Below are 25,976 nucleotides of genomic sequence, written 5' to 3' on the forward strand. Positions count from 1 at the left end.
TTTTATTTTTCTACGAGACCCAGGCCCATTGCTTCACATTCGCAATTCGAAAATTCACTGCAAATCTCACGATTTAAAGTGCCCATTTCACTATAACCCGTAATTAACGCATCTAGCTTATCACTACTCTTTTGAATATAGTCTAGCGCTTGCGAATCAACCGCTAGCGTACTAATATCATAAAAATCACAATAGCTAACGAATTTTTGATTATCTGAAACAAACTTTGCATTGATATTTTCTTCTGACCTGCCATCCATAGTAATATACCCCTCAACATTTTTTCTAACTTAAATATAACATAAAATTAAGAATTTGTAATCCTTAGTCCTGATATTTACGTAAAATTCTTTCACTTAGACAGCACGTAATTTCATAATGGATCGTTTGGGCATAATTTGCTACATCCTGCGCAGTTATTTCATTTTCCCCATCTTTTCCAATTAAGGTTACTTTAGTACCTATAGGTAATTGCGATGGTAAACGCACCATTAATTGATCCATACAAACACGCCCAACAGTCTCACAATACTTTCCTGCAACTAATAATTTAAAACCTTGCATACGACGAAGCCAACCATCTGCATAACCAATCGGAACCGTTCCAATCCATTCAGACTTTTTAGCTGTGTATGTTGAACCATATCCAACTGACTCACCAGCTGCTATTTTTTTAACATGGACTAGTTCACTGTATAAACTTAGTGCCGGTTTTATTGGTAATGGTACTTCGAGTTCATTTCCTGACGGATTCAAGCCATACATAGTAATACCATAGCGGATAACATTTCCTCCACACGCTTTATGCCATAAAGCTGCTGCGGAATTAGCTACATGCACATATCTTGGTAATGTAAGTCCCTCTGTCAATTTTTTAAACTTAGCAAGTTGTTGTTGATAATAGCTACTATCAGCAGAGTCAGCTTGTGCAAAATGTGTAAAAATGCCTTCAAATTCAAATTGTTCAGGATACTCATGCATATAATCAACTGCTTTTCTCAACGTTTGGCTTTCTTTAAAACCAATGCGGCCCATCCCTGTATCCAACGATATATGCACCCGTAATTTAAGCCCTGCTTGTGACAACTGTGGTTGTGCTGCTTGTAAAAAATCAATTGTGCTTACCGCAGTTGAGAGATTGTTCTTGGCCAAATAGACAGCTTCACTTGAAGGACTAACTCCCAATACTAAAATTGTTTCATTCACAAAACCTGCTTGACGAAGTGCAATTCCCTCATCAATTACGGCTACACAAAATCCAGTCGCTCCTGCTTTTCTCGCTGTTTTAGCAACCGGTAAAAGTCCATGACCATAAGCATTTGCTTTTACCACCGCAAAGATTTCTTGTCCTTGCGCTAATTGCTTTCTTTCTAAATTTACATTCTCAGCAATTGCTCCTAAATTAATAATTGCTTTTGTATTTCTGTGTCTTCCTACAACCATTAATTATTCATCTTCTCTCAGTTTTTCTAAAATTACTTCTGTCATTACCAACTCATCTGTATGCGATATAGAGATATGTGCTCTTAATTCATCAAAACAGGGCTGCTTTGTCATTATAGGCTTACCACTTAAATCATTCAACACTTCGATATCCAAAAATGATACTTTACTCCCTATCCCTGTTCCAAATGCTTTAGCATATGCTTCCTTGATTGAAAAACGACCAGCTAAAAATTCATTTTTTCGCTTACTGCCTAATTGATTGAAAATATCAAACTCATCTTTTGTTAATATTTTTCTTGCAAAATTACTATTTTTTTCTTGAGCTTGTTTTATCCGGTAAATACTAGCTATATCTACACCAACACCATAAATCATAATAATAGTTTGCCTCCGTATTTATTCTAGCAAATTAGCAACCTAATTGTACAATTAAAAAGTTTTTAACCACACTTGATTTTACCACTATTTTATAAGCAATACTTCTTAATTTGCTATCAAAAAAGAGGGCCGATTCCTCGCCCTCTACAAACTAGTTATTTAGTTTTTTGCTTTTTTGATCTAATTGTAAAATTACGTTTGTTAGCTTGACGACGTCCATATTTTTCACGATCTTGATCTTTTTTACTTCCAGATCTTCTTTTATCGTCACGTTTTCCGTGCCAATTGCCACCGCCACTATTGTTTCTTCTGTATTTGAATTTTCCACCATTACGTGAATCACCTTTTCTTCTTGGCAATGGACGTTCTGGTGTTATCTTAACAGGAACCTCATTAGCGTCGTCTTTAGTCATATTGTTTAATAATGCTGCGACTAAATCAACTGCATCATATTTTTCTAACAATTGTTCTGCTTGCGTTGCATATTTATCTGTTTCTGTTGTTTCAACTAGCTTTTTAATATCTGTTAAAGCTGCAGAAACTTGACCAATAAATGCCTCTTTTTCAGTTGGTGGCTTCAATGGACCCATCTTTTTCTTGGTTAACTTTTCAATAACTCTTAAATAATCCATTTCATTAGGTGTTACAAATGTTACTGAAGTGCCATGGTGACCTGCACGACCTGTTCTACCAATTCGATGAACATAACTCTCTGGATCTTGTGGAATATCATAGTTATAAACATGTGTTACTCCAGATATATCTAATCCACGCGCAGCTACATCTGTAGCTACTAAGATATCCAACTTGCCAGATTTAAACTTCTTTAAAATACTCATTCGACGTTGTTGTGTCAAATCTCCATGGATACCCGCTGCATTATAACCCCGAGCCTCTAATCCCTTAGATAATTCATCAACTCTTCGCTTAGTACGTCCAAAGATAATTGTTAATTCTGGTGCCTGTACATCAAAAATTCTTGTCATTATATCAAATTTCTCAAAATCACGCGCACGTACAAAGTACTGATCAACTAAATCTGTTGTTAATTCTTTGGTTTTGATCTTTACAATTTGAGGTTCTGTCATAAATTTCTCGCCAATTTTTAAAATTGCCTTGGGCATTGTTGCAGAGAATAGTAACGTTTGTCGACTAGCTGGAATTGCTCTAATGATACTTTCAATATCTTCCAAAAAGCCCATATCCAACATTTCGTCAGCTTCGTCTAAAATTAAGGTTTTAGCGTTACTCAAATCTACCGTTTTTCGATTAATATGGTCCAATAAACGACCTGGTGTTCCAACCAAGATTTGTGGAGTATGATGTTTTAACTGCTGAATCTGACGTCTTATATCAGCTCCTCCATAAACTACTTGAACCTTTGCACGCTTATCTTTGCCTAAACGAAACAATTCTTCTTGCGTCTGAATTGCCAGTTCACGCGTAGGTGAAATAATAACCGCTTGTATTGCATTTTGCTTAACATCTGTATGCTGCAAAATTGGTAATCCAAAAGCCGCTGTTTTTCCAGTACCAGTTTGTGCTTGTCCAATCACATCTACCCCAGATAATACCAACGGAATAGTAGCTTCTTGAATAGGCGTTGCTTCTTCAAACCCACTACGCTTGATGGCTTTCAATAAATCTGTTTCCAGACCAAGTTCACTAAATTTCAAAAAAATTTCCTCCTAATGTGTTTCATAGCTTTTTAGCTATAGTCGCATAATTGTGAATCCTAAAAAATTCACTTCACTGCTTCACAACACAGGATCGTGAAATTTTCCGTTCTGTCTTGTAAAGTAATATTTTTCTTTTGCTAAATTGCAATATCTTATTAATTATACAGGTTAATGGGATGTAAAACAAGTTTTTTTATAAGTTAGTTAGAACTTCCTCTAAATGAATCCCATGACTTCCCTTTATCACAACAATATCTTGCTTGGAAACCTCCGCTTGTAAATCAGCAATTAGCTGCTTTTTTTCTGTTGTCTCATAATAATGAACCTTATTTTCCGGATACTTTTGTTTTAAAGTAATTGCTAATTTTTCCATCATTTTTCCACATAAATAAACACTTGTTATCTTCTCTGGATCAATTGAAGACGCTAACCCTACATGCATTTGTTCAGATTGTTCTCCCAACTCCAGCATATCACCTAGAACAGCAATTCTATTTCCATCCGTTTTAACTTGTGAAAAAGCCTTTAATACTTCTTTTACTGCCGTAGGATTAGAGTTATAAACATCACTTAAAATTCGTTCACCCTTACTTCCTTGTACCCATTCAGTTCTATTCGCAGTTAAATCAAATTTTGCTAAAGCTTCTTGCATTTTAACAATGGGGATATGATACAATTCACCTACCGCTAACGCAGCCATTGCATTATTAACATTATAAGAACCTATCATTGGAATTGTAAAATTAGTGTTTTCCCAAGCAACCACTCTAAATGCTGTCTTTACATCATCACTAACTATATTAGCAGCTTGAAGATCATCATCTGCACTTGTTCCAAAAGTTCTTTTTTCCTGACTCAGTTTAGCTGTTCGCTCTCTTAATAATGGTTCATCCCCATTATATACTAAAATACCATCTTCTTTTAACCCATGTGCTATTTCCATTTTTGCATCTGCAATTCGGCCACGGTTACCAAAAAACTCAATATGAGCTTCACCAATCATTGTAATAACTGCTACATCGGGATTAACTAATTTGCTAAGTTGATCTAATTCTCCAAAATGATCCATTCCCATTTCAACTACTAAAATTTCTGTATTTGGCTCCATACTTAAAATCGTCATAGGAACACCAATATGATTGTTAAAATTGGCATGTGTTTTTTTCACATTGAATTGCGTTTTTAAAATAGCAGCAATCATATCTTTTGTTGTTGTTTTTCCATTACTACCAGTAACCGCAACAACTCCTGGATTAATTTTTTCTAAATAGTACTTACCAAGTTTCTGCAAGGCTTCAATCGTATTACTTACAATCAATTTAGGTACTTGTGTTTCAACTTGCGTATGATCTTCTTGCCACAAAGTTGCAACTGCCCCATTTTCTTGTGCATTATTGATAAAACGGTGTCCATCATTTCCAGCTGTGATAGGAATAAATAGTGCCCCTGGCTTTAAAGAACGACTATCAAAACTAACACTCGTTACACTTATATCTTCCCATTCTTCTTTTGGTTCAATCCTTAACGATCGTGCAATTTCTGCTAACTGCATTTTCATATGCTTTAGTCTTCCTTTCTAATCGATATTCGTTTAAATAATATATCACTAAATCAGCTCGTATTCTTAATCATTGTAACACACATAAAAAAAAACGATTTCCATAAAAAAATCTAAGAAAAAGAACATTTTCCTTTTTCTTAGACACTAACATATTTATTTATTCTTATAAAGTTTGACCATCAAACGCTTGCGGCTTCAACATCTCTATCTCCCATTTTCGTTTCTCTATTATATATACTAGATTACCAACTAATTTAGAATGTTCTGTCAATAATAGTGGTTCATGCCACTTTACATTGTAAGTATTATCAGATGCAATCAACAAGGGGAGCTGTATTTTCTTATTAGCTATATATAATCGACTAAAATCAAGGACTAGCCCTTCCGCAAAAAGTACTGCTAATTGTTCACCTATTTTTTTTTCGAGCGGCTCAACGTGTAAACGTAAACTTAAGATTGGTTTACGTTCACGATATACTTCCAATATTTTTTTAGTTACAGCTTGCACAAATATACTATAAAACACATCTAAGCGCCGATAATATACTTTTAATGCACCATTAGGTAGTGTAAGAAAAATAAAATTATTTTGTAACTTATAATAAAAAGGTGACTGTAAATTGGTGTATGCATGACCCAAATATAATAATTCTGAAACCTCACGTGGCGTTATATATTCTAAATCTCTAATATCATCAAAATCAATCCATTTTTGATTTTTTGTCTGTTTACTTAACAAATATGCTTGAACATTCTCCGCACCTAAAATCATGTTAAAGCCAGTGTTTATATCAATTTCACGTGTTGAATCTACTTTATTAATTAACAAAATATTTGGAGGAAAAAAACTCAATGCTGACATAAAATCACGGATTGTAATCCCATAAGATAACACCATATGTGAAACATTTTCCATTCGAATATAAAAAATATTCCCCCTCAACCTTAATTCCTCCATTCAAAGACACTACATATTACGTAAGCGTTCAATTCTTTTTTCAGTTGCTGGATGTGTATCAAACAAATGCGTCCACGAATCTGATTTAAAAGGATTAGCTATATATAATGACGAACTACTTGGATCTGCTGCTTGCATCGGTTCACTTTGCGAAATTTTTTCAAGCGCACTGATAAGCCCCTGCGGATTTCGTGTTAATTCAACAGCAGAAGCATCTGCTAAATATTCTCGATTACGTGATAAAGCCATTTGTGCTAAACTAGCCGCTAACGGTCCTAAGATAATTGCCAAAATAGACACAATAATCATTATTATCCCTAGTGCTCCACCGCCATCACGATCATTATCTCGACGACGGCCTCCACCCCATAAAAAAGAATTCGTTGCAAAATTAACCAATATTGAAATTGCTGCCGTCAAAGCTAAAGCCGTTGTTTGTAAACGAATATCGTAATTGCGGATATGCGAAACTTCATGAGCCATCACACCCTCCAACTCTTCACGATTCAGCCGTTCTAATAAACCTCTTGTCGCTGCAACTGCTGCATGCTCAGGATTTGGTCCAGTTGCAAATGCATTAGGACTCGGATCATCAATAATAAAAACTCGTGGCATAGGTACTTGACCAACTAGAGCCATATCTTCTATTACGTGCCAAAAATCTGGAGCTTGGCTTTCCGACGTTATTTCAGTTGCATTATTCATGCTCATTACGACATCAGTTGATTGTGAGAGCATTATCAACATGTAAACTGCCCCAATTAAAACTGCCATGATCATGCCAGCTACTGAACTGTTAAAAAAAACATATCCAATTGCAGCACCAATTATTGTAATTAATAGTAGAAAACCGATCATGACAAACACTGTTTTTCGTTTGTTCTGAGCGATCTGTTGATAAAGCATTAAGCAATTCCTCCCTATCTACTTAAAAGGAAACCTTTGGAGCTTCTTTTTCTTGTGTAGGCACTTCTAAATAATCAACTTTTGTAAAATGATGAATCCCAGCGACAATGTTAGAAGGGAATGTTAACAAACGTTGATTATAGTTAGCTGCTGAACTGTTAAATAATTGTCGTGAATAGGCAATTTTGTTTTCAGTATTAGTTAGTTCTTCCATTAATTTTGTAAATTCTTGATTTGCTTTTAAATCAGGATATGCTTCAGCTAATGCAAAAATTGACTTTAAAGAATCTGTTATTTGATTAGAAAGTTCCATTTTTTCAGTATGTGCATCTGCTGGCAACTGTGTCATTTGATTACGTAAATTAACAACTTGTGCAAAAGTTTCTTTTTCATGTTTTGCATAACCTTTTGTTGTTTCAACTAAATTAGGAATCAAATCATTTCTTCGTTTAAGCTGAACATCAATTTGACTCCATGATTCTTCCGTATTAACTTTAGATCTTTGCATCCCATTATACATTGATGCGTATATTAGACCTAGTATGATAACAATAACGATAACCACTATAAATGTCATTTATTTTCCTCCATATGTTTAAAACATTACAAAATGCTAACAACCTTATTCCCTATAATGATAACAAATTACTCACAGTTAATAAAGCATTTACTTCTTACGATATACTCTTAAAAGTATAATTTTATTTTAATTTCAAAACAAGAAAAGCCAAATCAAAAGTTTTATAACTTCTAACCTGGCTTTTCACTATGGCATCTACTTTTAAAGATGGACTACATAAATTCCACAATATAGAGGTAGTCAAACACACTACAATCCTGTAGTTATCGTGCCCCATTCGATATAACCACTTGTCGCCGCAGCGAAATAACTAAATCGTTATCTGGTTTTTCTCGACTCATCGCATGTGGGTAATCATATACCATTCTATATCCAAATGCAAGTTAAATAATTTTTTTATCCATCCGATGATGTACAATATTTGCATCTAAAAAGCCCTTACCAACGACTTGATAGCCCAATTTTGTGTAAAAAAGTTGAGCTTGATCTTGGGCACCCAAAGTTAAATAACTTACTTTATTTTCTCTTGCGTCACTTTCAATAGCCTTCAAGATTTGTGAACCTAATTTTTGGCCACGAAATGCCTTTAAAATAGCAACCCTTTGAAGATGCCAACCATTATCCTCTTGGACAATTACACGCGCGGTTGCAACTGGCTTATCCGCAAGATAGCCAACATAGTATATCGGACCTTTTTCAAAATCAAGTTCTAGCTGTCGATCTACTCCTTGTTCTTTAACAAAAACTTCCATTCGGATTGCTACTGCATCCGCATATACTTGACTATTTAAATCTGTTGTTGTTTTAATTTGCACTAGCATTCACCTCTAATGAAGATTATATTATATTTAAAGAAAATTAGAAAGAAGTACGAGTATACTTACATAGGGGTGATTATATGGCTCAACACTTAATGACTAAAAAACATCATATTTTTTTAAAAATGATTCTATTTCTTTCTATTTTTATGGTCACATTATACTTTCTTTTATCTATTAATATAGTTTCAACCACAGAAAAAAATAATTTTCAAAAAACAATTCCCACACTCTATATTCACGGATGGAAGGGAACTGCAGCATCAACAAATCATTTAATTGAGGCTGCAGTTGCTACAGGTAAAGCAAAAAAAGTTCTTACTATCACTGTTAGTCCAACTGGAACCTTAACTTATACAGGTAAATGGCAAAAAAAATTAAAGTACCCCCTTATTCAAGTATTGTTTCAAAATAATCAAGCGGAAATCCCACAACAAGCAAAATGGATAAATACCGTTATTCGTTCTTTACAAACACATTACGGTATCAGTGCTTTTAATATCGTTAGCCATTCAATGGGTGGGCCATCTACATATTACTGGGCAGTGCATTATTATAACCGAAGTTATCCACAGTTTAACAAATTTGTACCTATTGCCGGACCATTTGATGGTGTTATCTACATTGATGATTCACCCAATGTTAATTATTTCACTTCTACAGGTGCACCTAAAATTCAGGATACTGCCTATAAAAATTACTATCTTTTACGAAATAAGTTTCCTAAAGAAACAAAAATCTTGAATATCTATGGCAACTTAGAGGATGGTACAAGCTCTGATTCACTAGTTACTACTGTCTCTGCTCGTTCTTTAGCCTATCTATTAAAAAAACGAGTTGCATACTATCGTGAAGTTCAAATTACAGGAGCTAATGCACAACACTCAAAATTGCACAATAATGCAACTGTGAATAACTATGTAGATAAGTTTCTTTTCAAGTAATTTTTTGCAGTTTTACCTAAATACTCCTATAATAATAGTGTGGAGTTTTTCCACACTGTGGAACTTTGCGAAAAGAGGCGAAGATATGTGGCAAAGAAGTTAAGTAAAGAAGAACGCAAGGCTATGGCCCATAAAGCTATGGAGGAACGTGCAAAACAGCCTAAACCAGCAACTGGCTCAGGCTTTGCAAAGCTTGATAGTGACGCCAAAAAACTACGTTAATTAACGCAGGCCACAATTAGAAAATTTTCTATTAAGTGACAAAAAAGACGCTCTTTTTATAGAACGTCTTTTTTGCCTGACTATTTTACTAGATACTAGTATATTCAAGAGAGCGTCTAGAAATCTCATTCCAGACATTTCTCCCATTTATTTTAATTTTTTAGCTAAGTCTTTAATATAAACTTTTAAGTCAGGGCTAACTTCTGGATGCTTTAATCCAAATTCAATTGAAGTCTTCAAATAGCCAAATTTATAGCCGACATCATAGCGATCGCCCTTAAATTCATGAGCAAATACCCGTTGAATCTTATTTAAGCGATCAATTGCATCTGTTAATTGAATTTCATTGCCTGCACCTGGTTTTTGCGTTTCCAACATTTCAAAAATTTCAGGTGTTAATAAATAACGACCTATGATTGCTAAATCAGATGGTGCTTTATCAACTGCTGGCTTTTCAACAAATTGCTTAACATCATACAAGCCTGGCTTTGTTTGTGCTGCAGGGTCAATAACCCCATATTTGTTAACCTCTTCATGTGGAACACGCATAACAGCCAATGTAGATGCATGTGTATCTTCGTAACGATCCATCAATTGTTTTGTTAAAGGCTTTTTATCTTCCATGATATCATCACCTAACATAACAACAAATGGTTCGTCACCAACAAAATCCTTCGCCATTAAAACAGCATCACCTAAACCACGAGGATGCGATTGGCGAATAAAATATAAATTAATATCAGTTGTTTGTTCAACTAAACGTAAAAGGTCTGTCTTACCTTTTTCCTTTAAATTTTGTTCAAGTTCTGGTACTGAATCAAAATGATCTTCAATTGGCCGTTTTCCTTTACCAGTGACAACTAAAATATCTTCAATTCCAGATTTTTTTGCTTCTTCAATAATATATTGAATTGTTGGTTTATCAATAATTGGAAACATTTCTTTTGCTAAAGCTTTAGTAGCTGGCAAAAATCTTGTTCCTAGCCCAGCAGCTGGGATGACAGCTTTTCTTACTTTCATTAGTGTACCCCTTTGTCAAGTATTCATCACCGCTATATGATAACGATGACAATTTAATATTCAACACATATTATACCAGTATGGCTAAATTTTACAAGTTTCATAAGCATTTAATGATTTTTACTTATTTATCGTTTTTTATATCTTAGCTATCTACTTAAACTCATATTATTTTATAGTAAGTATGCTTTATCTATGTCTGGATCTTGTGATGTTAAAATTTTTGGTCCTTTGGCTGTAATCGCAATTGTATGTTCGTATTGACAAGATAAACTGCCATCTGCTGTCCGTGCTGTCCAGCCATTAGGGTCATCCATTTCAGCTTGCCAAGTTCCCATATTAATCATGGGTTCAATTGTAATTGTCATTCCTTCGCGCAAACGAACCCCATGACCTGCTTCACCATAATGCGGAACACTTGGGCTTTCATGCATAGTAGGCCCAATACCATGGCCAATGAATTCACGAACATCACCATAACCCATTTCATCTTCAGTATAGTGCTGAATAGCTGCACCAATATCACCAATTCTATTTCCTACTATTGCTTGATCTATTCCTAAATATAAAGCTTTTTTTGTTACTGTCATAAGTTTGTCAATTTCTGGTGTTGACTTACCAACCACATAGCTCCAACATGAGTCGCTCATTGCACCATGATAATTTACTACTGTATCAACTTTAATTAAATCGCCATCTTTTAAAATAACGTTTTTCCGTGGAAAACCATGGCAAATTTCATCGTTTATACTAACACAAGTTGCATACTTGTAGCCCTCAAATCCAATTTGTTCTGGAATTGCATCGTGTTCCTCAATATATTTCTTACCAAACTTCTCTATATCCCAACTTGAAATTCCTGGTTTAATGACGTTGCGTAATCCAACATGCATTCCAGCTAGAATGGCACCTGATTTAGCCATATCTTCAATTTCACGGGGTGATTTAATTGTAATCATATCTTACAAATGCCTCCAATTTTTTTCTTATACCTATTCATTATAGTCCATTATATCTTCAATAGCACGAATTCTCCGTCTTTTACTTTTCCATCAATTATTTTAAAATTAATCAGGCTTCTTTTATTATATGTCTAGTTTCAAAAAATCTGCTATAATTACCGTTGTATACTTTAAGAAAGAAGGTCTTAGTTATGGCTACTGCTAAAGTTGTTTTTGCAACAATTACCGGTAACAATGAAGATGTAGCAGATATTATTGCTGAAGAATTGGAGAAAAAAGGGGTCGACGTGTCTGTAGAAGAAATTTCCCAAGCAGATCCAGCTGACCTTGAAGATGTTGATATTTGTGTCATTTGTCCATATACATATGATGAAGGTGCCCTTCCAGATGAAGGTATGGACTTTTATGATGACCTTGAAGATGTTGATTTGAATGGCAAGGTGTATGCAGTCGCCGGCTCTGGTGATACTTTTTATGGCGAATACTTCTGTACAGCTGTTGATATGTTTGGTGCAGCGCTCGAAAATGCTGGTGCTAAACAAGGTGCTAAAACGGTGAAAATTAACCTTGCTCCCGATACAGATGAAGACATTAAAAGTTTAGAGAAACTAGCAGATGACTTAGTAGCCGCTGTTAAAGGATAACATACATGTTAAAGACATATTTTATAAAATATAAGAGCGTGATTTCATATTTATTTTTTGGTGGCTTAACCACCCTAATCAATTTGGTGGTTTTTCAAATATGTTCCGCAAACCTACACATGTACTATCAACTAGCTAATTTAATTGCGTGGTTGCTTTCTGTTTTATTTGCCTTTTTCACTAATAAGGTTTGGGTTTTTGGTTCAGAATATACAACTGTCTCTGCTTTTTTGATCGAAATGTGGTGGTTTTTCTTCTATCGCATCATTTCATTAGGATTTGATGCTGGGATTATGTATATTGGTGTATCCATTCTACAAGCTAATAAATTAGCAACAAAGTTAGTAGATCAAATTATCATTGTCATATTAAATTACTTTTTCAGCAAAGTCTTTATCTTCAAAAAACGTTCTTAACTCCTAATTGAAACATTACTAAAAAGAGAAAAAATAATTAAAGAACTTTCCTAATTAAAGCATTATTAGACTTTTTACGGTACAATAAGTCTTATGTAAACACTTTAGGGAGGGTTTTTTTGTGCAATTTTCATTTGAAAAAAGAAAGTATCAACACATATACTGGAACTACAGCATTGTTTTTGCTTGTGTTGCATTATTTGTTTATGGAACTTATCTTATCACAGGTCATGCCCTTATTTGGTACATTGATGCTGCCAACCAACACTTACCGTTATTACAAAGCTACCGCAAAGTCTTACTAAATTTTATTCATCATCCTACAAGTGGCCTTCCAACTTGGTCTTGGCATATGGGATTAGGTTCAAGTTCTTTTCAAGTCTATTCTTACTATGTCGTTGGTGATATTTTTGATTATCTTACTTTACTTGTTCCAGCAAGCAAGGTTGTCTTAGCTTATCAAATATTGATTGTTGTTCGCATGTACTTAGCTGGACTTTCTTTCACTTACTTTGCTACACATTTTAACTTTAAAAAAAGAGTTATTATTGCAGGTGCTAATATTTATATTTTTAATGCCTTTTTATTATATGCAAATATTGCGCATCCTTTTTTTACAGTACCTTTTATTCTTTTTCCATTAATCATTACATCATTGGAAAGAGTCTTGCAAAACAAAAACGCTTGGCCGTTATTAGGTATTTTTACTTGGATGCTTCTCAATAACTTCTACTTCGCTTTTATGCTAGGGATTGGCGCATTAATTTATTTAATTTTACGTGTTATCCTAACATATCGCTTTACACTTAATTACAAAAAAACGCTTTTTAAGCTTAGCTGGGCTACGATTACCAGTTTATTACTAAGTTCTTTTTTGCTGGTTCCAGAATTTGTTGCCGTTCAAGATTCAACCAGATCTGCCAGCACATTTGCTAATGGATTAAAAATTTATCCGCTATACTATTATCTAGCTCTACCATCTCAACTAATCAATGGTGGTAATCGCGATTTTTATTTCTGGAGCGCCCTAGGATTTGCCAGTATCGCTTTCTTTGCTTTAATCTACGTTTTTTCAAATTTCAGACGTTATCTCATGCTAAACACAGTCTTCATCCTCGGTTTTCTTATGTTGCTAATTCCTGCATTTGGTGCCTTATTTAATGGAGGGATGTCTCCATCAAACCGTTGGTCGCTGATGCTATGTTTACCAATGGCGCTTGCTTGTTGCTTACTACTTGAACATGCAACTCACTTATCCATAAAGACACTGAAACTTTTTATTTTTGCAACTATAATTTATACGTTTGTCCTTTGTATTGACTACTTTTTTGACAGCACTGAGAAATTATTTGTACCTATTATCTTCTTGTTTGTCACTTTAGGTGCATTAATTTGGTTTAACTTTAAACGCACAGCACACAGTACGTCTATTTTAACTTTTATCGTAATCTGTAATGTTCTACTAAATGCTGTCTACTTCGAAGCCCCTTATGATGGTGGATATTCAAATGAAATGCTGTCTAGTGGTTCATATCAAAAAATATCTAAGAAAGCTTATGCTGGTCTAAATAAGGACTTAACGAATACTAGTCAGTATCGTGTCTCTACGATTAGTAATAATTATTATTTTGGAAATGGATTTAATTTATACAATTCTCTTAATAGTAACGTTCATTCAATTAATTCGTATTATTCACTTCAAAACAATTACTTAGGTAACTTTATGAATGAAATGGGTAATACACAATATGAAGCTACCCGACCGGTAGGACAAGTTTCAGATCGAACCGTTTTAAATAATTTCTTAGGTGTTCGCTATTTATTTACTCAAATAAATCAGGCAAATTCCAGCAAAATTCCAGCTGGATATACTTTGGATGCAATGACACGTAAAATTACAAATGTTAATCATGATACAAATAAAGATTCTCAGACACGTAGATATACTACTAAATATGCTTTCCCACTTGTTTATTGGCAAAGTAGTACTATTACAACTACGCAATATAACTCACTTACTTCGACTCAAAAAGAACGTGCTCTTGCAACTGGCGTTGTTGTTTCAAAAACCGCAACTAAAAATACACATCATGTAAAGAATTCTGCATTAACAAATACTGTAATCAACGTTCCTTATAAAATCATTTCTAGTCGTGGCAACGTCATTACAACTAATAAATTAGTCAAAGAAGATAGTGATGAGAAATATAAAATTATTCTATTAACAACTTCAACTGATAAAAAAACGGCAACTAAACTAGCCAAGCTTTATGCGAATAGTGAATTACATGTTGAAATTACAAATATAAAATACACACCGTTTACCTTTAGTCAACAAATAGCTCTAGAAAAAAGAAATTCTACCTATGATTTAACAAATGGTTTGTTGGGAAATAATAGTATCCTATCGTACTATAAATATTTTAGATACCATATTCTGAAAGGTTCCCCTGATAATAGTTATTCATTAAGCGTATCTTCAAGTTTAGGTACTGAAAAAATAACCCAACCTAATCAAAACGCAACATCTTTTTATAAAGTTGTTACTGGTGGAACTTTAAATAGCGGTTATTTCACTAAACTTCCAAAGCAGTTAACCTTAACTCCATCAAAGCTCGGAACATATAGTTTTAAACTCAAAGTCGTTGCCGAACCGCTTGGCAAAAATTCGAATTATTATAAGCAGGTTAAAAGAATTCAAAAGCATGCTTTACAAAACGTAACCTATACAAACCATGGTTTTAGTGGAAAAATTACGACAACAAAAACTGGAATCCTAACATCGTCTATTCCTTATTCACGCGGATGGAGCGTTACTGTTGACGGAAAACAAGCTACTGTTTTAAAAACCAATAATGCTTTTCTTGGTGTTAAGCTTGCAGCTGGTACCCATAAAGTCCGTTTCATCTATACAACTCCTGGTGCAAATCTTGGGATTAGACTTAGTATTATTGGAGTTACACTTGTCTTTATCAGTGTTTTAGGAACATTAATTATTAAACGACGTAAAGATTAAATTTTAGGTTCTATATATTACAAATAAAAAAAGTAGCAATACTGTCTTCTCCTCTTAACTAGAAAAGATAGTATTGCTACTTTGTATATCCTTACTTAATTACCAAAAAATATACTAAAACCAGAATTCCTAAAATAATCCGATACCAACCAAAAATTTTAAAATCGTGGCTCTTAATATACTTCATTAAAAATTTAATAACTACAATTGAAGATAGAAATGCAGTAATTAATCCAACCACCATAATAACAACTTCTGTTGATGTAAACACGAAACCAAATTGAACAATTTTAAATAACGCTGCTCCAAACATTACAGGAATTGCTAAAAAGAAAGTAAATTCAGCCGCCGTCGTCCGTGAAACACCTAACAATAATGCTCCGACTATTGTTGCACCTGAACGCGATGTTCCAGGAAAAACAGCAGCAATTAGTTGAAAGAACCCAATCAGTATAACAGTGTAATAAGACAACTCTGCAATCGAATTAATATGCGCTCTATGTCCTTTGTGAATTGTTTCAATCCATATAAATGCTATACCAAAAACAATTAAAGCAATTGCTACACACGTTGGATTATAAAATAATTTTTCAAATAAATCATTGAATTTAACACCAATTATTCCGGCTGGTAAACACGCGATAAAAATTTTTATCCACATGATGAATGTATCTTTATCAATAAAACGCCAAATTCCACGTGGAGCTGAGAACCCTGTTGCATGCGAAATCTTAAATGGCCAAATTCGATTCCAATAAATTACAACGACTGCCATAATCGCACCTAGTTGAATAACAACCTCAAACATACTATAAAAGCTATTTGATACATCCAACTTAACAAACTGATCTAATAAGATCATATGACCTGTACTACTGATAGGTAACCATTCCGTAATACCTTCTACAATCCCAAAAAGGAATGCTTTAAACAATTCAATCATTAATATAATTTCCCTTCTGAATACAATAAATACCTGTGATTATAACCACTAAATTTTATTATATTCCAAATCTGTACCGACAAGCAATATTAATATTGACATTCAAATAATCTTAATGCTTAAGTATTTGATTATCAAAAGAACTCCCATACTAATACTTAACTATAAGCATCAATATAGGAGAATGTTTTTTATATTATAAGATTATTGTTTAATAATCAGTCTACAATTTCACACTTTATATTTAGTAATTTCGCAAGATTGGCAATATCTTCAACATAATCACCATAAACCAATGCAAAATGCGACTCATAACCACTTTCAATAAAATTATCCACTACTTTATCTACCGGTTGTTTTAGTTGGATTTTCCCAGAAAACCCATTATACTGCGGCTCAACATCTAACGCACGTCCCTTAAAAGCAACCAATTTATAGCCATCCGTATCATAATGAACTCGCATAACCGTCACTTTTCCCGGTTTTAAAACCGCATCTGGACTAACTGGCATTTTCCGATTTGGATGTACTCCTGCTTTAATGCCATACTTTGGATTTGCAACATCGTAAGCTCCATAGTCATGCCACATTGTTATTGTATTATCTTCTTCATCCAAGGAAGACAAATCACCTAAATAAGTGGCTGCCTTATTCGGCGTTAATTCTTGTAAGATATACATAGATAGCGCACCATGTATATCACATTCCATTGCTGTAGGTAGTTGTTCATTATCAAGTTGCGTCCAAACTGCACCTGGCGCACAACCATATTTATCAAAGAAATCAGGCCAACACCGCGAAGCAAGCGCACTAAAACCATCGCGCTTTGCCCATTGCTTCATCAAGGCGACAAACTTAACAAATTTGATTGTCTCTTTTCCATTGATATCTAAATTTTGATAATGTTCTGCTGCATAATCTAATTCTTTTTTATATATTGCTTCTTGTAATGCATCAGCAGCAATAAATGCTTCATCAATTTCATAATGCTTAAGTGTAATTCCAAAAGTAGCTTTAAGTTTTACTGCATCTGCATCTGAAAAGAAAAAGCCTGGTGGAAAAGTACCAACTACTCCGATTTTTGAGTTTGCTATCTTATCTTTTAAAAGACAAGCCTTTACAAAACCTTGGATTTTTTTCTGCACAAATATTTCATCAGGGTTACCATAGATATGCTGAAAATAATGTTTTTGGGTATGTAAATAATTAGCAGAACTTACAATCCCAGTTAAAGAATTGAAGTGTAACCACCCATGGACACTTGGCTCGCGCGGTGCTAATAGCAAAATCGGTTTTTCAGGGTAGTAACGGTGTACTAGTTTAACAAATTCTGCATCTGTGAATGTCGTATTATGAAAAATGATTCCTGCAAAATCTTGCTCCTGAACTTGACTTAAAAAACTAGCTAATTCAGTTGGATCACCTAATGCTTCTGTGGGTTCAATAACATCATATGCACTTAGCAATTCACTTAACTGTCCACGTATTGTTTCAGCAGTCTTTGCATCAAACTTACGTCTCACTACTGGTAAATATAAAATTTTGTTCATATTCTGCCTCCTATTTTGTTAATGGAATAATTTGTGTATTTGCGCCAACTACACCTATACAAGCTCCCTTTTCAACCATACGCTTGTTTTCTACGTGTGTTAGTAACCATTTATTTTTTTGAAATAAAACATCCGTTTTTTCTCTTGCATCTTCAAGTTGTGTATTTGTGTCCTTTGTCAAAACAACTAAACAACGAAATCCGCTTTTCCATACACGACATGGGGCAAAATGCAATATCGTTGGATAAATTTCAATTGCCGTTCCTTTAGGGACAAAAAATGCTTGTGCTGAACGTGTTGTTATAGTATTGTTAACAACATCTTTTTGTCGTGCTAGAAATAAAATTAAATCCGTTTGTGCAAGATTAATTTCTGAACAATTATGCCATTCAAAAGCATTGATTCGATCACTATTACCATTACAGTAGCCAATTTCAATCGCCTGCTCTCCATAAACATTTCGAGCAATATCATTTCGCATATGACTTGTAAAAAGACTTATATCATCTCTTATATAGACATTTCCTTCATGCGGAATCTGCGTACTTGCTAATTTTTTTTCAAAATCACCTTGTTCTTGTAATACAACTTTACGACCATAATCAGCAAAAGCTTTATCTGTCACACTTAGTATATCTATTTCAGGATTTTGTTCTTGAATTTTTTCCAATACATTTTGCATATTATCACCTCATTAATCTGTGACGGTTTGATCCCAAGCATCTTGAAAAACGCCTAACCCAAAATCCGTATAAGGATCATTAAAACTAGTTTCATAGACTGCTAATCCACATGTTACAATGTCAGCTCCAAATTTTGCAGCTTCAGCAATTTGTTTTCCTGTCCGTACAGCAGCAACAATAATTTCTGTCTTAAAAGAATAGGTTTGATATATATCTACGATATCTTTAATGTATTGTAGTCCATCTTCGCCATTGTCTTCTTTCCAACCAACAAATGGTGAAACATATTTCGCATTTACTTTTCCTGCAATAATTGCCTGTGATGGTGAGAAAACTAAAGTCAAATTAGTTCTTACCCCTTGCTGTTCCAATTTTCTTGCTGCTTTTACCCCTTCTGTTGTCGTTGGAATCTTAATTACAAAATTAGGAGAAAGCAAACTAATTTCTTTAGCCATTTCAATCATCTCATCCGCTTTTTTCAAATGAGGATTTATTTCAACTGATACTGGAAAATTAGGTTTATCAGCTACATATTCCGCAATATCTGCAATACATTTGCGAAAGGGTTTGCCGCTAGCCATAATATGTTTAGGGTTTGTTGTCACTCCATCAAAACCATAATCCTCATATGCTTTTTTTATCTCATCTAATTTTGCACTATCTAAAAAATATTTCATTTCAATCCAACCTTTCTAATCTTTGGTAGTCTTCTTATTACGTCGAGCAACGACTTCTTTCATAATTACCTTAAATCGTGCATCCGTGAGTGGGTAAAGTTTCAAAATCATAATTATCGCAAATATTGATAAACTTCCTGAGTATAAGAACATTAAACCTCGAATGCCAAAAATAGCTTCAGCTGTTTGTTGTTGATTAGGAACATATCCAACCCAGGCTAAAACGATTCCAGGAACAAAACCTGCTACAGCTTGTGATAGTTTTCTGAAGAATGTGAAAAATGAATATACTAATCCTTCTGATCTAACTCCTGACTGCCATTCACCGTATTCAACACAATCAGAAATCATTGACCAATTTAATGTGGTTGCAAATCCATTTCCAAAATAGGCAATTGTTGTGAAAAAAATAAATGTAGTTGCGTTGGTTGTAAAGAAAAAGCCTAAAATATCACCAATTGCCCAAATCAAGCAGCCAGCCACATAAACAATCTTTTTATCAAACTTACGGGTTAAAAAAGGCACTACAACTGCTGCAACAAGAATCATCCCAATACTAAAGAAACCTAAATATGAAACCGCTGCTGTATCTTTTAATACATACTGCGCAAAATAAACTTGAACAGTTGATTTCAAATTAAAAGATGAAAACGTCAATAAATTTACGACTGAAATGACGATTAACGGTTTATTTTTAAAAAGCGCCTTATACTGTTCTTTAAGTTCTTCTTTAGTTAATTTAGGTTTAGTCGGCACTTTATAAACCTCTTTGACATTGGCATAACAATACCATTGGCATAAAACACCTAGAATTGCAAAAATGATGACTGCTACTGCATAGCCTATTTTTTGCGTCGGTAATAATAGTACAATTGGTGTAAAACCAATTGTAGCTAACATTAGGCCTAAATTTGCACCAATTGTTCTATATGATGCAAGTTCATCCCGTTCTTGACTGTTTCTTGTCATCGTAGGTACCATTGAACCAAATGGAATATTTGAAATACTATATACCGTTCCAAAAATCATGTACGCAACATATGCATACAATAGTTTTCCTGTTACTGAGAAATTAGGAATTGTAAAATTCGCTATTAGCAATAACCCTAATGGAATTGCTGCCCACAACATAAATGGTCTAAATTTCCCACGCTTACTAATATTCGCTCTATTATCAATCCACGTTCCTACTGAGATATCCATAAAGCCATCCCATATTTTAGCAACCAGAAAAACTGTTCCTGCTAATGCACTTGGTAGACCAGCAACATCAGTAAAATATTTGAGCAAATAAAGTTGTCCCATATCAAAGAGAAAGTTATTACCCATATCTCCTACCGCATAAGCTATTTTATTTTTCAAAGTAACTGTTTTAGGCTCATCTGTTATTTTAAAGATCTCTACATTTTCTTCTGCTTTTTGTAAATTTTCCACTCAAGTTACTCCTCTCTACAATGCAATTATTTTTTGATTGGCAAATTCATATAGTGCTAATTCACTCATTTCTCTTCCATATCCTGAATTTTTTACCCCTCCAAAAGGTAGTTCTGGGTATCCACCAGCGGGTTGATTAATAAAAACCTGACCTGTTTCTAGCTGTTTAGCAATTGTAATTGCTTGGCTTGTATCATTTGTATAAATGCTACCAGCTAGTCCATATTGTGATTGATTTGCCAATCTTATAGCAGCTTCAATATCTTCTACTATATGAACTTGCCCGACTGGTCCAAAAAATTCTTCATCAAACATTGGATTGTCCGGTGTTAAATCCGTTATCAATATTGGTTTAAAAAAGAAACCAGCTCTCTTTTCAATTCCCCCATCTAATAAAATTTTGGCTCCATGCGCAATGGCCATTTCTACTTGTTTTTGTAATCTCAATTGCTGTTCTCGTGTAGCTAGGGGGGCTAACGTTGTTTGCTTTTCTAAAGGATCTCCTAGGATTTGGTTTTCAAATCCCTTTTTTACTAATTCAATAAATTCCGCAGCCTGTTCTTTAGTCACGATATAACGTTTAGCACCATTACATGCTTGACCTGCGTTACGCAATCTTGCAGTAACTGCATCAGCAGCAGCCTTTTTTAAATCTGCATCTGGTAAAACTATAAATGCATCATTACCACCTAATTCAAGCGTTGTTTTTACCAAATTAGCACTTGTCTTTCCTGCAACAATCTTACCTGCAGTGACAGAGCCTGTTAATGCTACACCTTGCACTAATGGCTGTTTAATCAATTCACCTACCTGGTCTTCATTTAAAAATAGATTTTTAAATGCACCTTTTTTGATTGTGGCTTGTTTTACAATCATTTCAAGTTCACGTGCACAACCAGCTACACTAGGTGCATGTTTTAAAATAACTGCATTCCCAAGTAAATAGTTAGGTGCAAAAACGCGCATAACTTGTGTATATGGAAAGTTCCAAGGCTCAATCGCAAGAACTATTCCAGTCGCCTCATAATGAAGAATTGCATTTTGATTACCTTTATATGTGTAATTTTTATCTTGTAAGGCTTGCGCACCATTTTCTGCATAATATTCAGCAATATTAGCTGCTGCATTCACTTCGCCTAACGCTTCAGTGTATAGTTTACCCATATTAACCGTTTCCAACCGTGCTAAGTTAGTTGCATTATCGCGAAATACTTGCGCTAACAGGTGTAATTTTTCGACTCGTTCTGCTACTTGTTGTTGTTGCGCAAAATTATAATATTTCTGTGCATTTCTATATGCGTCTACTATTTCTACCGGAGTAGCTTCTGGAAAAATTGCTTCTACCCGACCAGTATACGGATTAGTAACTTTATATATCATCTATTTTCCTCATCTCTTTGAACGAATTTTTTAAATAAATTAGTATATTTAGCTGTTCGTCGGTAAAATACTGGAATCTGCCCCAAAGGGGTTGCAACTTGCCAAACTCCACCTTTATAGACTTTTCCAGACCACAAATGAATCCACTCATCTTTGGGTAAAAAAACTTCCTTTTCAGTCTGTCCTTCTTCATATACAGGAGCAACTAACAAATCTCTACCAAATAAATACTCATATTTTTCTGTGTAGCAAGCCTCTTGTTCTTCATAATGGAAAAACAAAGGCCGTTGTGCAGGCCAGCCATTTGCTTCGCTTTCTAAAATTACTTCTTTACGATATGGAGTTAATTCTTTATAAATGGAACTGAATTTTGCTAAATGCTTAATTGCTTGCATATCGTCATATACTTGAAAATTTTCTGCTGGCCGATTTCCTTCATGCGTTCGCATTAAAGGTGTAAAACATGCCATTTCAGTCCAGCGTTCAAATAGTTCAGCTGTTCGCAAATTGCCATACATGCTCGTATAACCGCCAATATCACTATGTGTTAATGCTGTTCCAGACATTCCAAGTGACAGTGAACCACAAATAACTGATGCTAGTCCATCATCCAAACTCCAATCAACGCTCTGATCTCCTGCCCAATATATTGGGCAGAATCTACTTGCTTTAGCTGTACCTGCTCGCATAAAGTATAGAATTTCATTCTCCTTTTTTGCTTCTAATACTGCCTGTGCATTACATTTAGCCCATAGTAATGGCCACTTATTATGAGCTTCCATTGGATCAGAACCATCTGCTAAGACTACATCTACCGGTAAATATTCACCAAAATCAGCCATCCAACCTGAAATCCCCAGATTTAGCATATTGATTTTAATAATTTCTTTAAGCCAATTAAAGGCCGCTAAGTTTGTTAAATCAATCATGCCACAGTCAAATTCGCCAAAATCTACTAGATAAATGCCACCACTTTTATTTTTAACAAAATAATCTTTTTGTGCACCTTCTTTAAACATTTCTGAGGTATTTACTACATACGGATTTATGTATGCTAAGAATTCGATTTTCTTTTTTCGCCATTTCTTTATTTCGGCTTGCAAATTTGGATATAGAGTCTCACTTACAGCCCAATTCCAATAATTACGCTTACCAAAACTCGTCGTCCGTGTTCCTTCCCAATCTTGGCACCAAAGCCCAGCTAATTTTACGCTATTTGCCAACATTTTATTTTCTATATCTTTAACTCGGTTTAACCCACCTTGTAGACCTAAAATCACACCATTATTGGTCCATTCAGGCAGCTTTTTTTGTCTACCTAAAAATAGTGTTAGCTTTTCGATTAATTCAGGATAAATTGGAGCTGTTTCAACTACAAAACATTTTGGAATTCCAAAATATCGCATTTCATGAAAATCAGCATTCGAAAAATCAAATTCAGCATACATAGACCCTTCTGTATGAAAATAATACTTTTGACTAGAAATATACGTCATTTGCGGAAAATTAGTCGTGTAATAATTACCACCTGCACGGCCTTCTTCATCTGCTAATTGTGTAATCCGCGTTTTTTTATTCCGACCAATTCCAGGTTCCGATGTCCATAAGGGGAAGTTGTGTCCTCGCAAATCAAAATAAGACAATTGTTCTCCGCAACCATAAACATGTTCTTCTTTTATCGCTGGTATCCGAATTAAAAAACGATTCCACTTGTCATTTTTAATTTCAGGCATTATTTTCAAACGGCCCTTGTTATCTAAAATTATATTTAAGTGCAAGAATACCTTTTTATCATGAACCAGCTCAACTCGATATCCTTGTTTCATTTTCTGAACTTTTCCAACTATTAGTGGGTATTCCTCTTGCATTTTATCTTGAACAGTATAATTACCTCGATACATTTTTACATTTTCAATACCTCTACCGAGAGTGGCAATTATTTTTTTATTAGATTGGTTGAAAATAATTTTTTTATTATATATTAATTGTTTATTTATATAAGTGAGCTTACTTACTTCTATGTTCATCATCTCCCATATTTTTCTTAGCAGTTAATTTAAAACATACTCTACCGACAATTTATGATATGAAAATGATACAAGTATGAACATTCTATATGCTTATTTTACAAATATGAATTTTTGACGTTGAACTATGTATTAAAATTTTTTTAGCATTACTTTTAAAGCATTCGAACTACTACCTCATTCAATTTTTTTGAATTCAAAATTTCTTCACAATTATCTATCACATATTTTAATTATTTATTTACACCAAAAAAGCATTGCAAAATGATTGTAACCACTCTGCAATGCTTCTATTCTTTATTCATTAAATATCCTTATACATATATTCTCGAGTTAATGGTAAATTTTTACCACTTGATCCTTTCGAAATCAAATACTGTATACAATCTATATTACCCGATTCAAAAGATGCTGCACAAGCTTGCAAATACAAATCCCACATTCTAACAAATTTGTCACCTTGCATCTTTTCTATTTCAGGAATTGCTTTATTGAAATTATTATCCCATATTTCCAATGTATGTTGATAGTGACGACGTAATGTTTCCAAATCAGCAACTTGCATCCCTGCATCTATAATATGCTGTAAATTTTCTAACATTCCAGGAACATAACCACCTGGGAAAATATATTTATTAATCCAACCATTATATGCTCCACCTTGTTGGCGTGTAATGCCGTGAATTAAAGCAACGCCATCATTTTTTAAATATTTAGCAATTGTCTCGAAATATTCACCTAGATTTTCTTCACCAACATGTTCAAACATACCTACACTTACAATATAGTCAAATGGTTCATGCTCAATTTCGCGATAGTCTTTCAATATCACTTTAGCTTGATCTTGCAATCCAAGTTCCACAATTCTCTGATTTACAAACTTAGCTTGTTCTTCACTCAAAGTAATTCCGACAACCTTCAAATTATATTTTTTAGCGGCAGCTAACATTAAAGTTCCCCAGCCACATCCTATATCAAGTAATGTCTTCCCTGGTTTAGGATCAAGTTTCTTTAAAATGTGCTCAATTTTATTTTTTTGAGCTTTTTCTAACGATTCATCTGGTTTACGAAAATAAGCACATGAATAAGTCATTGTTTTATCTAGCCAAAGTGAATAAAAATCATTGCCTAAATCGTAGTGGCTTTGAACATCCTTAATACTACGTGATTCGGTGTGTGATTGCTTTGGTAAGAATTTTTTGAAACTCTTATTATTTAAAAAGCTATCTGCTGACTGATATGCTGAAACTATCAACTTTTGAAGTGAACCTTCAACTTCAATTTGACCATTCATATAAGCTTCACCTAAAGTAATTGAAGCATTTTTTTGCAAATCTCTGATCGAAATCTCATCATTGATTTTTATTCTTGCTTCAGGGCTTGAATCTCCATATCTCTCAGTTTTTCCGTTTGGATATGTCACCTCCACAGGAATATTAAATGAATGTTTCAATAGTTGTTTAAAAATCATATTATCAATCATAATGTATAACCACCCTTCTACATAACAATGAAAACCCAATAATTAATTTTACCACTTTTCAAGCAATCTGCTTAAGATAAAATCAACATTTTGTTCACATTGTCTTGCATTATACCGCTTAATCCAACTATCTTGATTAAAGAGAGATATTCTTTTAGGAATATTTCCCGGGTTAAGATTAAGAACATTTCCATAGTTTCCGAAGACTTATCCATATTTTTTAAATAAATTTTATCTTTTTCTTTTTTA

24 protein-coding genes are annotated in these 25,976 nt (G+C 34.0%); 5 read left to right on the top strand and 19 right to left on the bottom strand.

The window, feature by feature from the left end:
• Positions 1-2: 2 nt before the first annotated feature.
• The 9 genes from LB941_RS05700 to LB941_RS05740 form a co-directional block, all read right to left on the bottom strand.
• Entirely contained in the window at positions 3-260 is a 258-nt protein-coding gene (locus LB941_RS05700) for an antitoxin (RefSeq protein ID WP_253360241.1), read from the bottom strand.
• 64 nt (positions 261-324) lie between these two features.
• A complete protein-coding gene (alr, locus tag LB941_RS05705; protein WP_253360242.1) occupies positions 325-1,443 on the bottom strand; it encodes an alanine racemase in 1,119 nt (372 codons plus the stop codon).
• A 3-nt stretch (positions 1,444-1,446) separates the two neighbouring features.
• Positions 1,447-1,821, bottom strand: coding sequence for a holo-ACP synthase (gene acpS, locus LB941_RS05710; RefSeq protein ID WP_253360243.1), 375 nt, complete (start codon positions 1,819-1,821; stop codon positions 1,447-1,449).
• Between the two features lie 158 nt (positions 1,822-1,979).
• The gene (gene cshA, locus LB941_RS05715; RefSeq protein ID WP_253360244.1) at positions 1,980-3,500 is read right to left on the bottom strand and encodes a degradosome RNA helicase CshA; all 1,521 of its coding nucleotides are present in this window, start codon (positions 3,498-3,500) and stop codon (positions 1,980-1,982) included.
• A gap of 196 nt (positions 3,501-3,696) precedes the next feature.
• Positions 3,697-5,061, bottom strand: coding sequence for a UDP-N-acetylmuramoyl-tripeptide--D-alanyl-D-alanine ligase (locus LB941_RS05720; RefSeq protein ID WP_253360245.1), 1,365 nt, complete (start codon positions 5,059-5,061; stop codon positions 3,697-3,699).
• A gap of 166 nt (positions 5,062-5,227) precedes the next feature.
• The gene (locus LB941_RS05725; protein ID WP_253360246.1) at positions 5,228-6,007 is read right to left on the bottom strand and encodes a hypothetical protein; all 780 of its coding nucleotides are present in this window, start codon (positions 6,005-6,007) and stop codon (positions 5,228-5,230) included.
• A 24-nt stretch (positions 6,008-6,031) separates the two neighbouring features.
• On the bottom strand, positions 6,032-6,928 hold the full coding sequence (gene htpX, locus LB941_RS05730) for a zinc metalloprotease HtpX (protein WP_253360247.1): 897 nt from the start codon (positions 6,926-6,928) through the stop codon (positions 6,032-6,034).
• 22 nt (positions 6,929-6,950) lie between these two features.
• On the bottom strand, positions 6,951-7,505 hold the full coding sequence (locus LB941_RS05735; protein WP_253360248.1) for a LemA family protein: 555 nt from the start codon (positions 7,503-7,505) through the stop codon (positions 6,951-6,953).
• Positions 7,506-7,891: 386 nt separating this feature from the next.
• Positions 7,892-8,329: a GNAT family N-acetyltransferase gene (locus LB941_RS05740; protein ID WP_253360249.1), complete on the bottom strand. Its 438-nt coding sequence runs from the start codon at positions 8,327-8,329 to the stop codon at positions 7,892-7,894.
• A 77-nt stretch (positions 8,330-8,406) separates the two neighbouring features.
• Between LB941_RS05740 and LB941_RS05745 the strand changes: the two genes are divergently transcribed.
• Positions 8,407-9,270, top strand: coding sequence for an alpha/beta hydrolase (locus tag LB941_RS05745; protein WP_253360250.1), 864 nt, complete (start codon positions 8,407-8,409; stop codon positions 9,268-9,270).
• 87 nt (positions 9,271-9,357) lie between these two features.
• On the top strand, positions 9,358-9,492 hold the full coding sequence (locus tag LB941_RS12540; protein ID WP_275980000.1) for a hypothetical protein: 135 nt from the start codon (positions 9,358-9,360) through the stop codon (positions 9,490-9,492).
• A 147-nt stretch (positions 9,493-9,639) separates the two neighbouring features.
• Here the strand turns inward: LB941_RS12540 and galU are convergent, their stop codons facing one another.
• Complete coding sequence (gene galU, locus LB941_RS05750; protein WP_253360251.1) at positions 9,640-10,512, bottom strand: UTP--glucose-1-phosphate uridylyltransferase GalU; 873 nt, start codon at positions 10,510-10,512, stop codon at positions 9,640-9,642.
• A 173-nt stretch (positions 10,513-10,685) separates the two neighbouring features.
• Positions 10,686-11,471, bottom strand: coding sequence for a type I methionyl aminopeptidase (gene map / locus LB941_RS05755; protein WP_253360252.1), 786 nt, complete (start codon positions 11,469-11,471; stop codon positions 10,686-10,688).
• A gap of 194 nt (positions 11,472-11,665) precedes the next feature.
• On the opposite strand from map, the gene LB941_RS05760 reads away from it, so the two are divergent.
• The 3 genes from LB941_RS05760 to LB941_RS05770 all read left to right on the top strand — a co-directional run bounded on the left by LB941_RS05760 (position 11,666) and on the right by LB941_RS05770 (position 15,550).
• A complete protein-coding gene (locus LB941_RS05760) occupies positions 11,666-12,118 on the top strand; it encodes a flavodoxin (RefSeq protein WP_253360253.1) in 453 nt (150 codons plus the stop codon).
• 5 nt (positions 12,119-12,123) lie between these two features.
• Positions 12,124-12,534 carry a GtrA family protein gene (locus tag LB941_RS05765; protein ID WP_253360254.1) on the top strand — a complete coding sequence of 137 codons (411 nt, stop codon included), beginning with the start codon at positions 12,124-12,126 and terminating at the stop codon, positions 12,532-12,534.
• A gap of 121 nt (positions 12,535-12,655) precedes the next feature.
• A complete protein-coding gene (locus tag LB941_RS05770) occupies positions 12,656-15,550 on the top strand; it encodes a YfhO family protein (protein WP_253360255.1) in 2,895 nt (964 codons plus the stop codon).
• A gap of 91 nt (positions 15,551-15,641) precedes the next feature.
• Here LB941_RS05770 and LB941_RS05775 read toward each other — a convergent pair whose 3' ends face one another.
• From LB941_RS05775 to LB941_RS05810, 8 genes are all read right to left on the bottom strand, one after another.
• On the bottom strand, positions 15,642-16,493 hold the full coding sequence (locus LB941_RS05775) for an undecaprenyl-diphosphate phosphatase (protein WP_253360256.1): 852 nt from the start codon (positions 16,491-16,493) through the stop codon (positions 15,642-15,644).
• 218 nt (positions 16,494-16,711) lie between these two features.
• Positions 16,712-18,043 carry a hypothetical protein gene (locus tag LB941_RS05780; protein ID WP_253360257.1) on the bottom strand — a complete coding sequence of 444 codons (1,332 nt, stop codon included), beginning with the start codon at positions 18,041-18,043 and terminating at the stop codon, positions 16,712-16,714.
• Positions 18,044-18,053: 10 nt separating this feature from the next.
• Positions 18,054-18,725, bottom strand: a complete 672-nt coding sequence (locus LB941_RS05785) for a DUF4867 family protein (protein ID WP_253360258.1) — start codon at positions 18,723-18,725, stop codon at positions 18,054-18,056.
• 12 nt (positions 18,726-18,737) lie between these two features.
• A complete protein-coding gene (locus LB941_RS05790; RefSeq protein ID WP_253360259.1) occupies positions 18,738-19,403 on the bottom strand; it encodes a transaldolase family protein in 666 nt (221 codons plus the stop codon).
• Positions 19,404-19,418: 15 nt separating this feature from the next.
• Positions 19,419-20,837, bottom strand: a complete 1,419-nt coding sequence (locus tag LB941_RS05795) for a glycoside-pentoside-hexuronide (GPH):cation symporter (protein WP_253360260.1) — start codon at positions 20,835-20,837, stop codon at positions 19,419-19,421.
• 15 nt (positions 20,838-20,852) lie between these two features.
• Positions 20,853-22,217: an aldehyde dehydrogenase family protein gene (locus LB941_RS05800; protein WP_253360261.1), complete on the bottom strand. Its 1,365-nt coding sequence runs from the start codon at positions 22,215-22,217 to the stop codon at positions 20,853-20,855.
• Entirely contained in the window at positions 22,214-24,247 is a 2,034-nt protein-coding gene (locus LB941_RS05805) for an alpha-glucosidase (protein WP_253360262.1), read from the bottom strand. Before LB941_RS05805 ends, LB941_RS05800 begins: the two co-directional genes overlap by 4 nt.
• 301 nt (positions 24,248-24,548) lie before the next feature.
• The gene (locus LB941_RS05810) at positions 24,549-25,727 is read right to left on the bottom strand and encodes an SAM-dependent methyltransferase (protein WP_253360263.1); all 1,179 of its coding nucleotides are present in this window, start codon (positions 25,725-25,727) and stop codon (positions 24,549-24,551) included.
• Between the last annotated feature and the right edge of the window lie 249 nt (positions 25,728-25,976).

The organism is Ligilactobacillus ubinensis, assembly GCF_024160875.1.
GTDB lineage: Bacteria > Bacillota > Bacilli > Lactobacillales > Lactobacillaceae > Ligilactobacillus > Ligilactobacillus ubinensis.

Coding starts and splice junctions, on each gene's coding strand:
- LB941_RS05790 (WP_253360259.1), bottom strand. CDS start 19,403: ATGAAATATTTTTTAGATAGTGCAAAATTAGATGAGATAAAAAAAGCA.
- map (WP_253360252.1), bottom strand. CDS start 11,471: ATGATTACAATTAAATCACCCCGTGAAATTGAAGATATGGCTAAATCA.
- LB941_RS05810 (WP_253360263.1), bottom strand. CDS start 25,727: ATGATTGATAATATGATTTTTAAACAACTATTGAAACATTCATTTAAT.
- LB941_RS05745 (WP_253360250.1), top strand. CDS start 8,407: ATGGCTCAACACTTAATGACTAAAAAACATCATATTTTTTTAAAAATG.
- LB941_RS05775 (WP_253360256.1), bottom strand. CDS start 16,493: ATGATTGAATTGTTTAAAGCATTCCTTTTTGGGATTGTAGAAGGTATT.
- LB941_RS05785 (WP_253360258.1), bottom strand. CDS start 18,725: ATGCAAAATGTATTGGAAAAAATTCAAGAACAAAATCCTGAAATAGAT.
- htpX (WP_253360247.1), bottom strand. CDS start 6,928: ATGCTTTATCAACAGATCGCTCAGAACAAACGAAAAACAGTGTTTGTC.
- galU (WP_253360251.1), bottom strand. CDS start 10,512: ATGAAAGTAAGAAAAGCTGTCATCCCAGCTGCTGGGCTAGGAACAAGA.
- LB941_RS05760 (WP_253360253.1), top strand. CDS start 11,666: ATGGCTACTGCTAAAGTTGTTTTTGCAACAATTACCGGTAACAATGAA.
- alr (WP_253360242.1), bottom strand. CDS start 1,443: ATGGTTGTAGGAAGACACAGAAATACAAAAGCAATTATTAATTTAGGA.
- LB941_RS05805 (WP_253360262.1), bottom strand. CDS start 24,247: ATGATGAACATAGAAGTAAGTAAGCTCACTTATATAAATAAACAATTA.
- LB941_RS05765 (WP_253360254.1), top strand. CDS start 12,124: ATGTTAAAGACATATTTTATAAAATATAAGAGCGTGATTTCATATTTA.
- LB941_RS05735 (WP_253360248.1), bottom strand. CDS start 7,505: ATGACATTTATAGTGGTTATCGTTATTGTTATCATACTAGGTCTAATA.
- LB941_RS05800 (WP_253360261.1), bottom strand. CDS start 22,217: ATGATATATAAAGTTACTAATCCGTATACTGGTCGGGTAGAAGCAATT.
- LB941_RS05780 (WP_253360257.1), bottom strand. CDS start 18,043: ATGAACAAAATTTTATATTTACCAGTAGTGAGACGTAAGTTTGATGCA.
- LB941_RS05720 (WP_253360245.1), bottom strand. CDS start 5,061: ATGAAAATGCAGTTAGCAGAAATTGCACGATCGTTAAGGATTGAACCA.
- LB941_RS05700 (WP_253360241.1), bottom strand. CDS start 260: ATGGATGGCAGGTCAGAAGAAAATATCAATGCAAAGTTTGTTTCAGAT.
- LB941_RS05740 (WP_253360249.1), bottom strand. CDS start 8,329: ATGCTAGTGCAAATTAAAACAACAACAGATTTAAATAGTCAAGTATAT.
- acpS (WP_253360243.1), bottom strand. CDS start 1,821: ATGATTTATGGTGTTGGTGTAGATATAGCTAGTATTTACCGGATAAAA.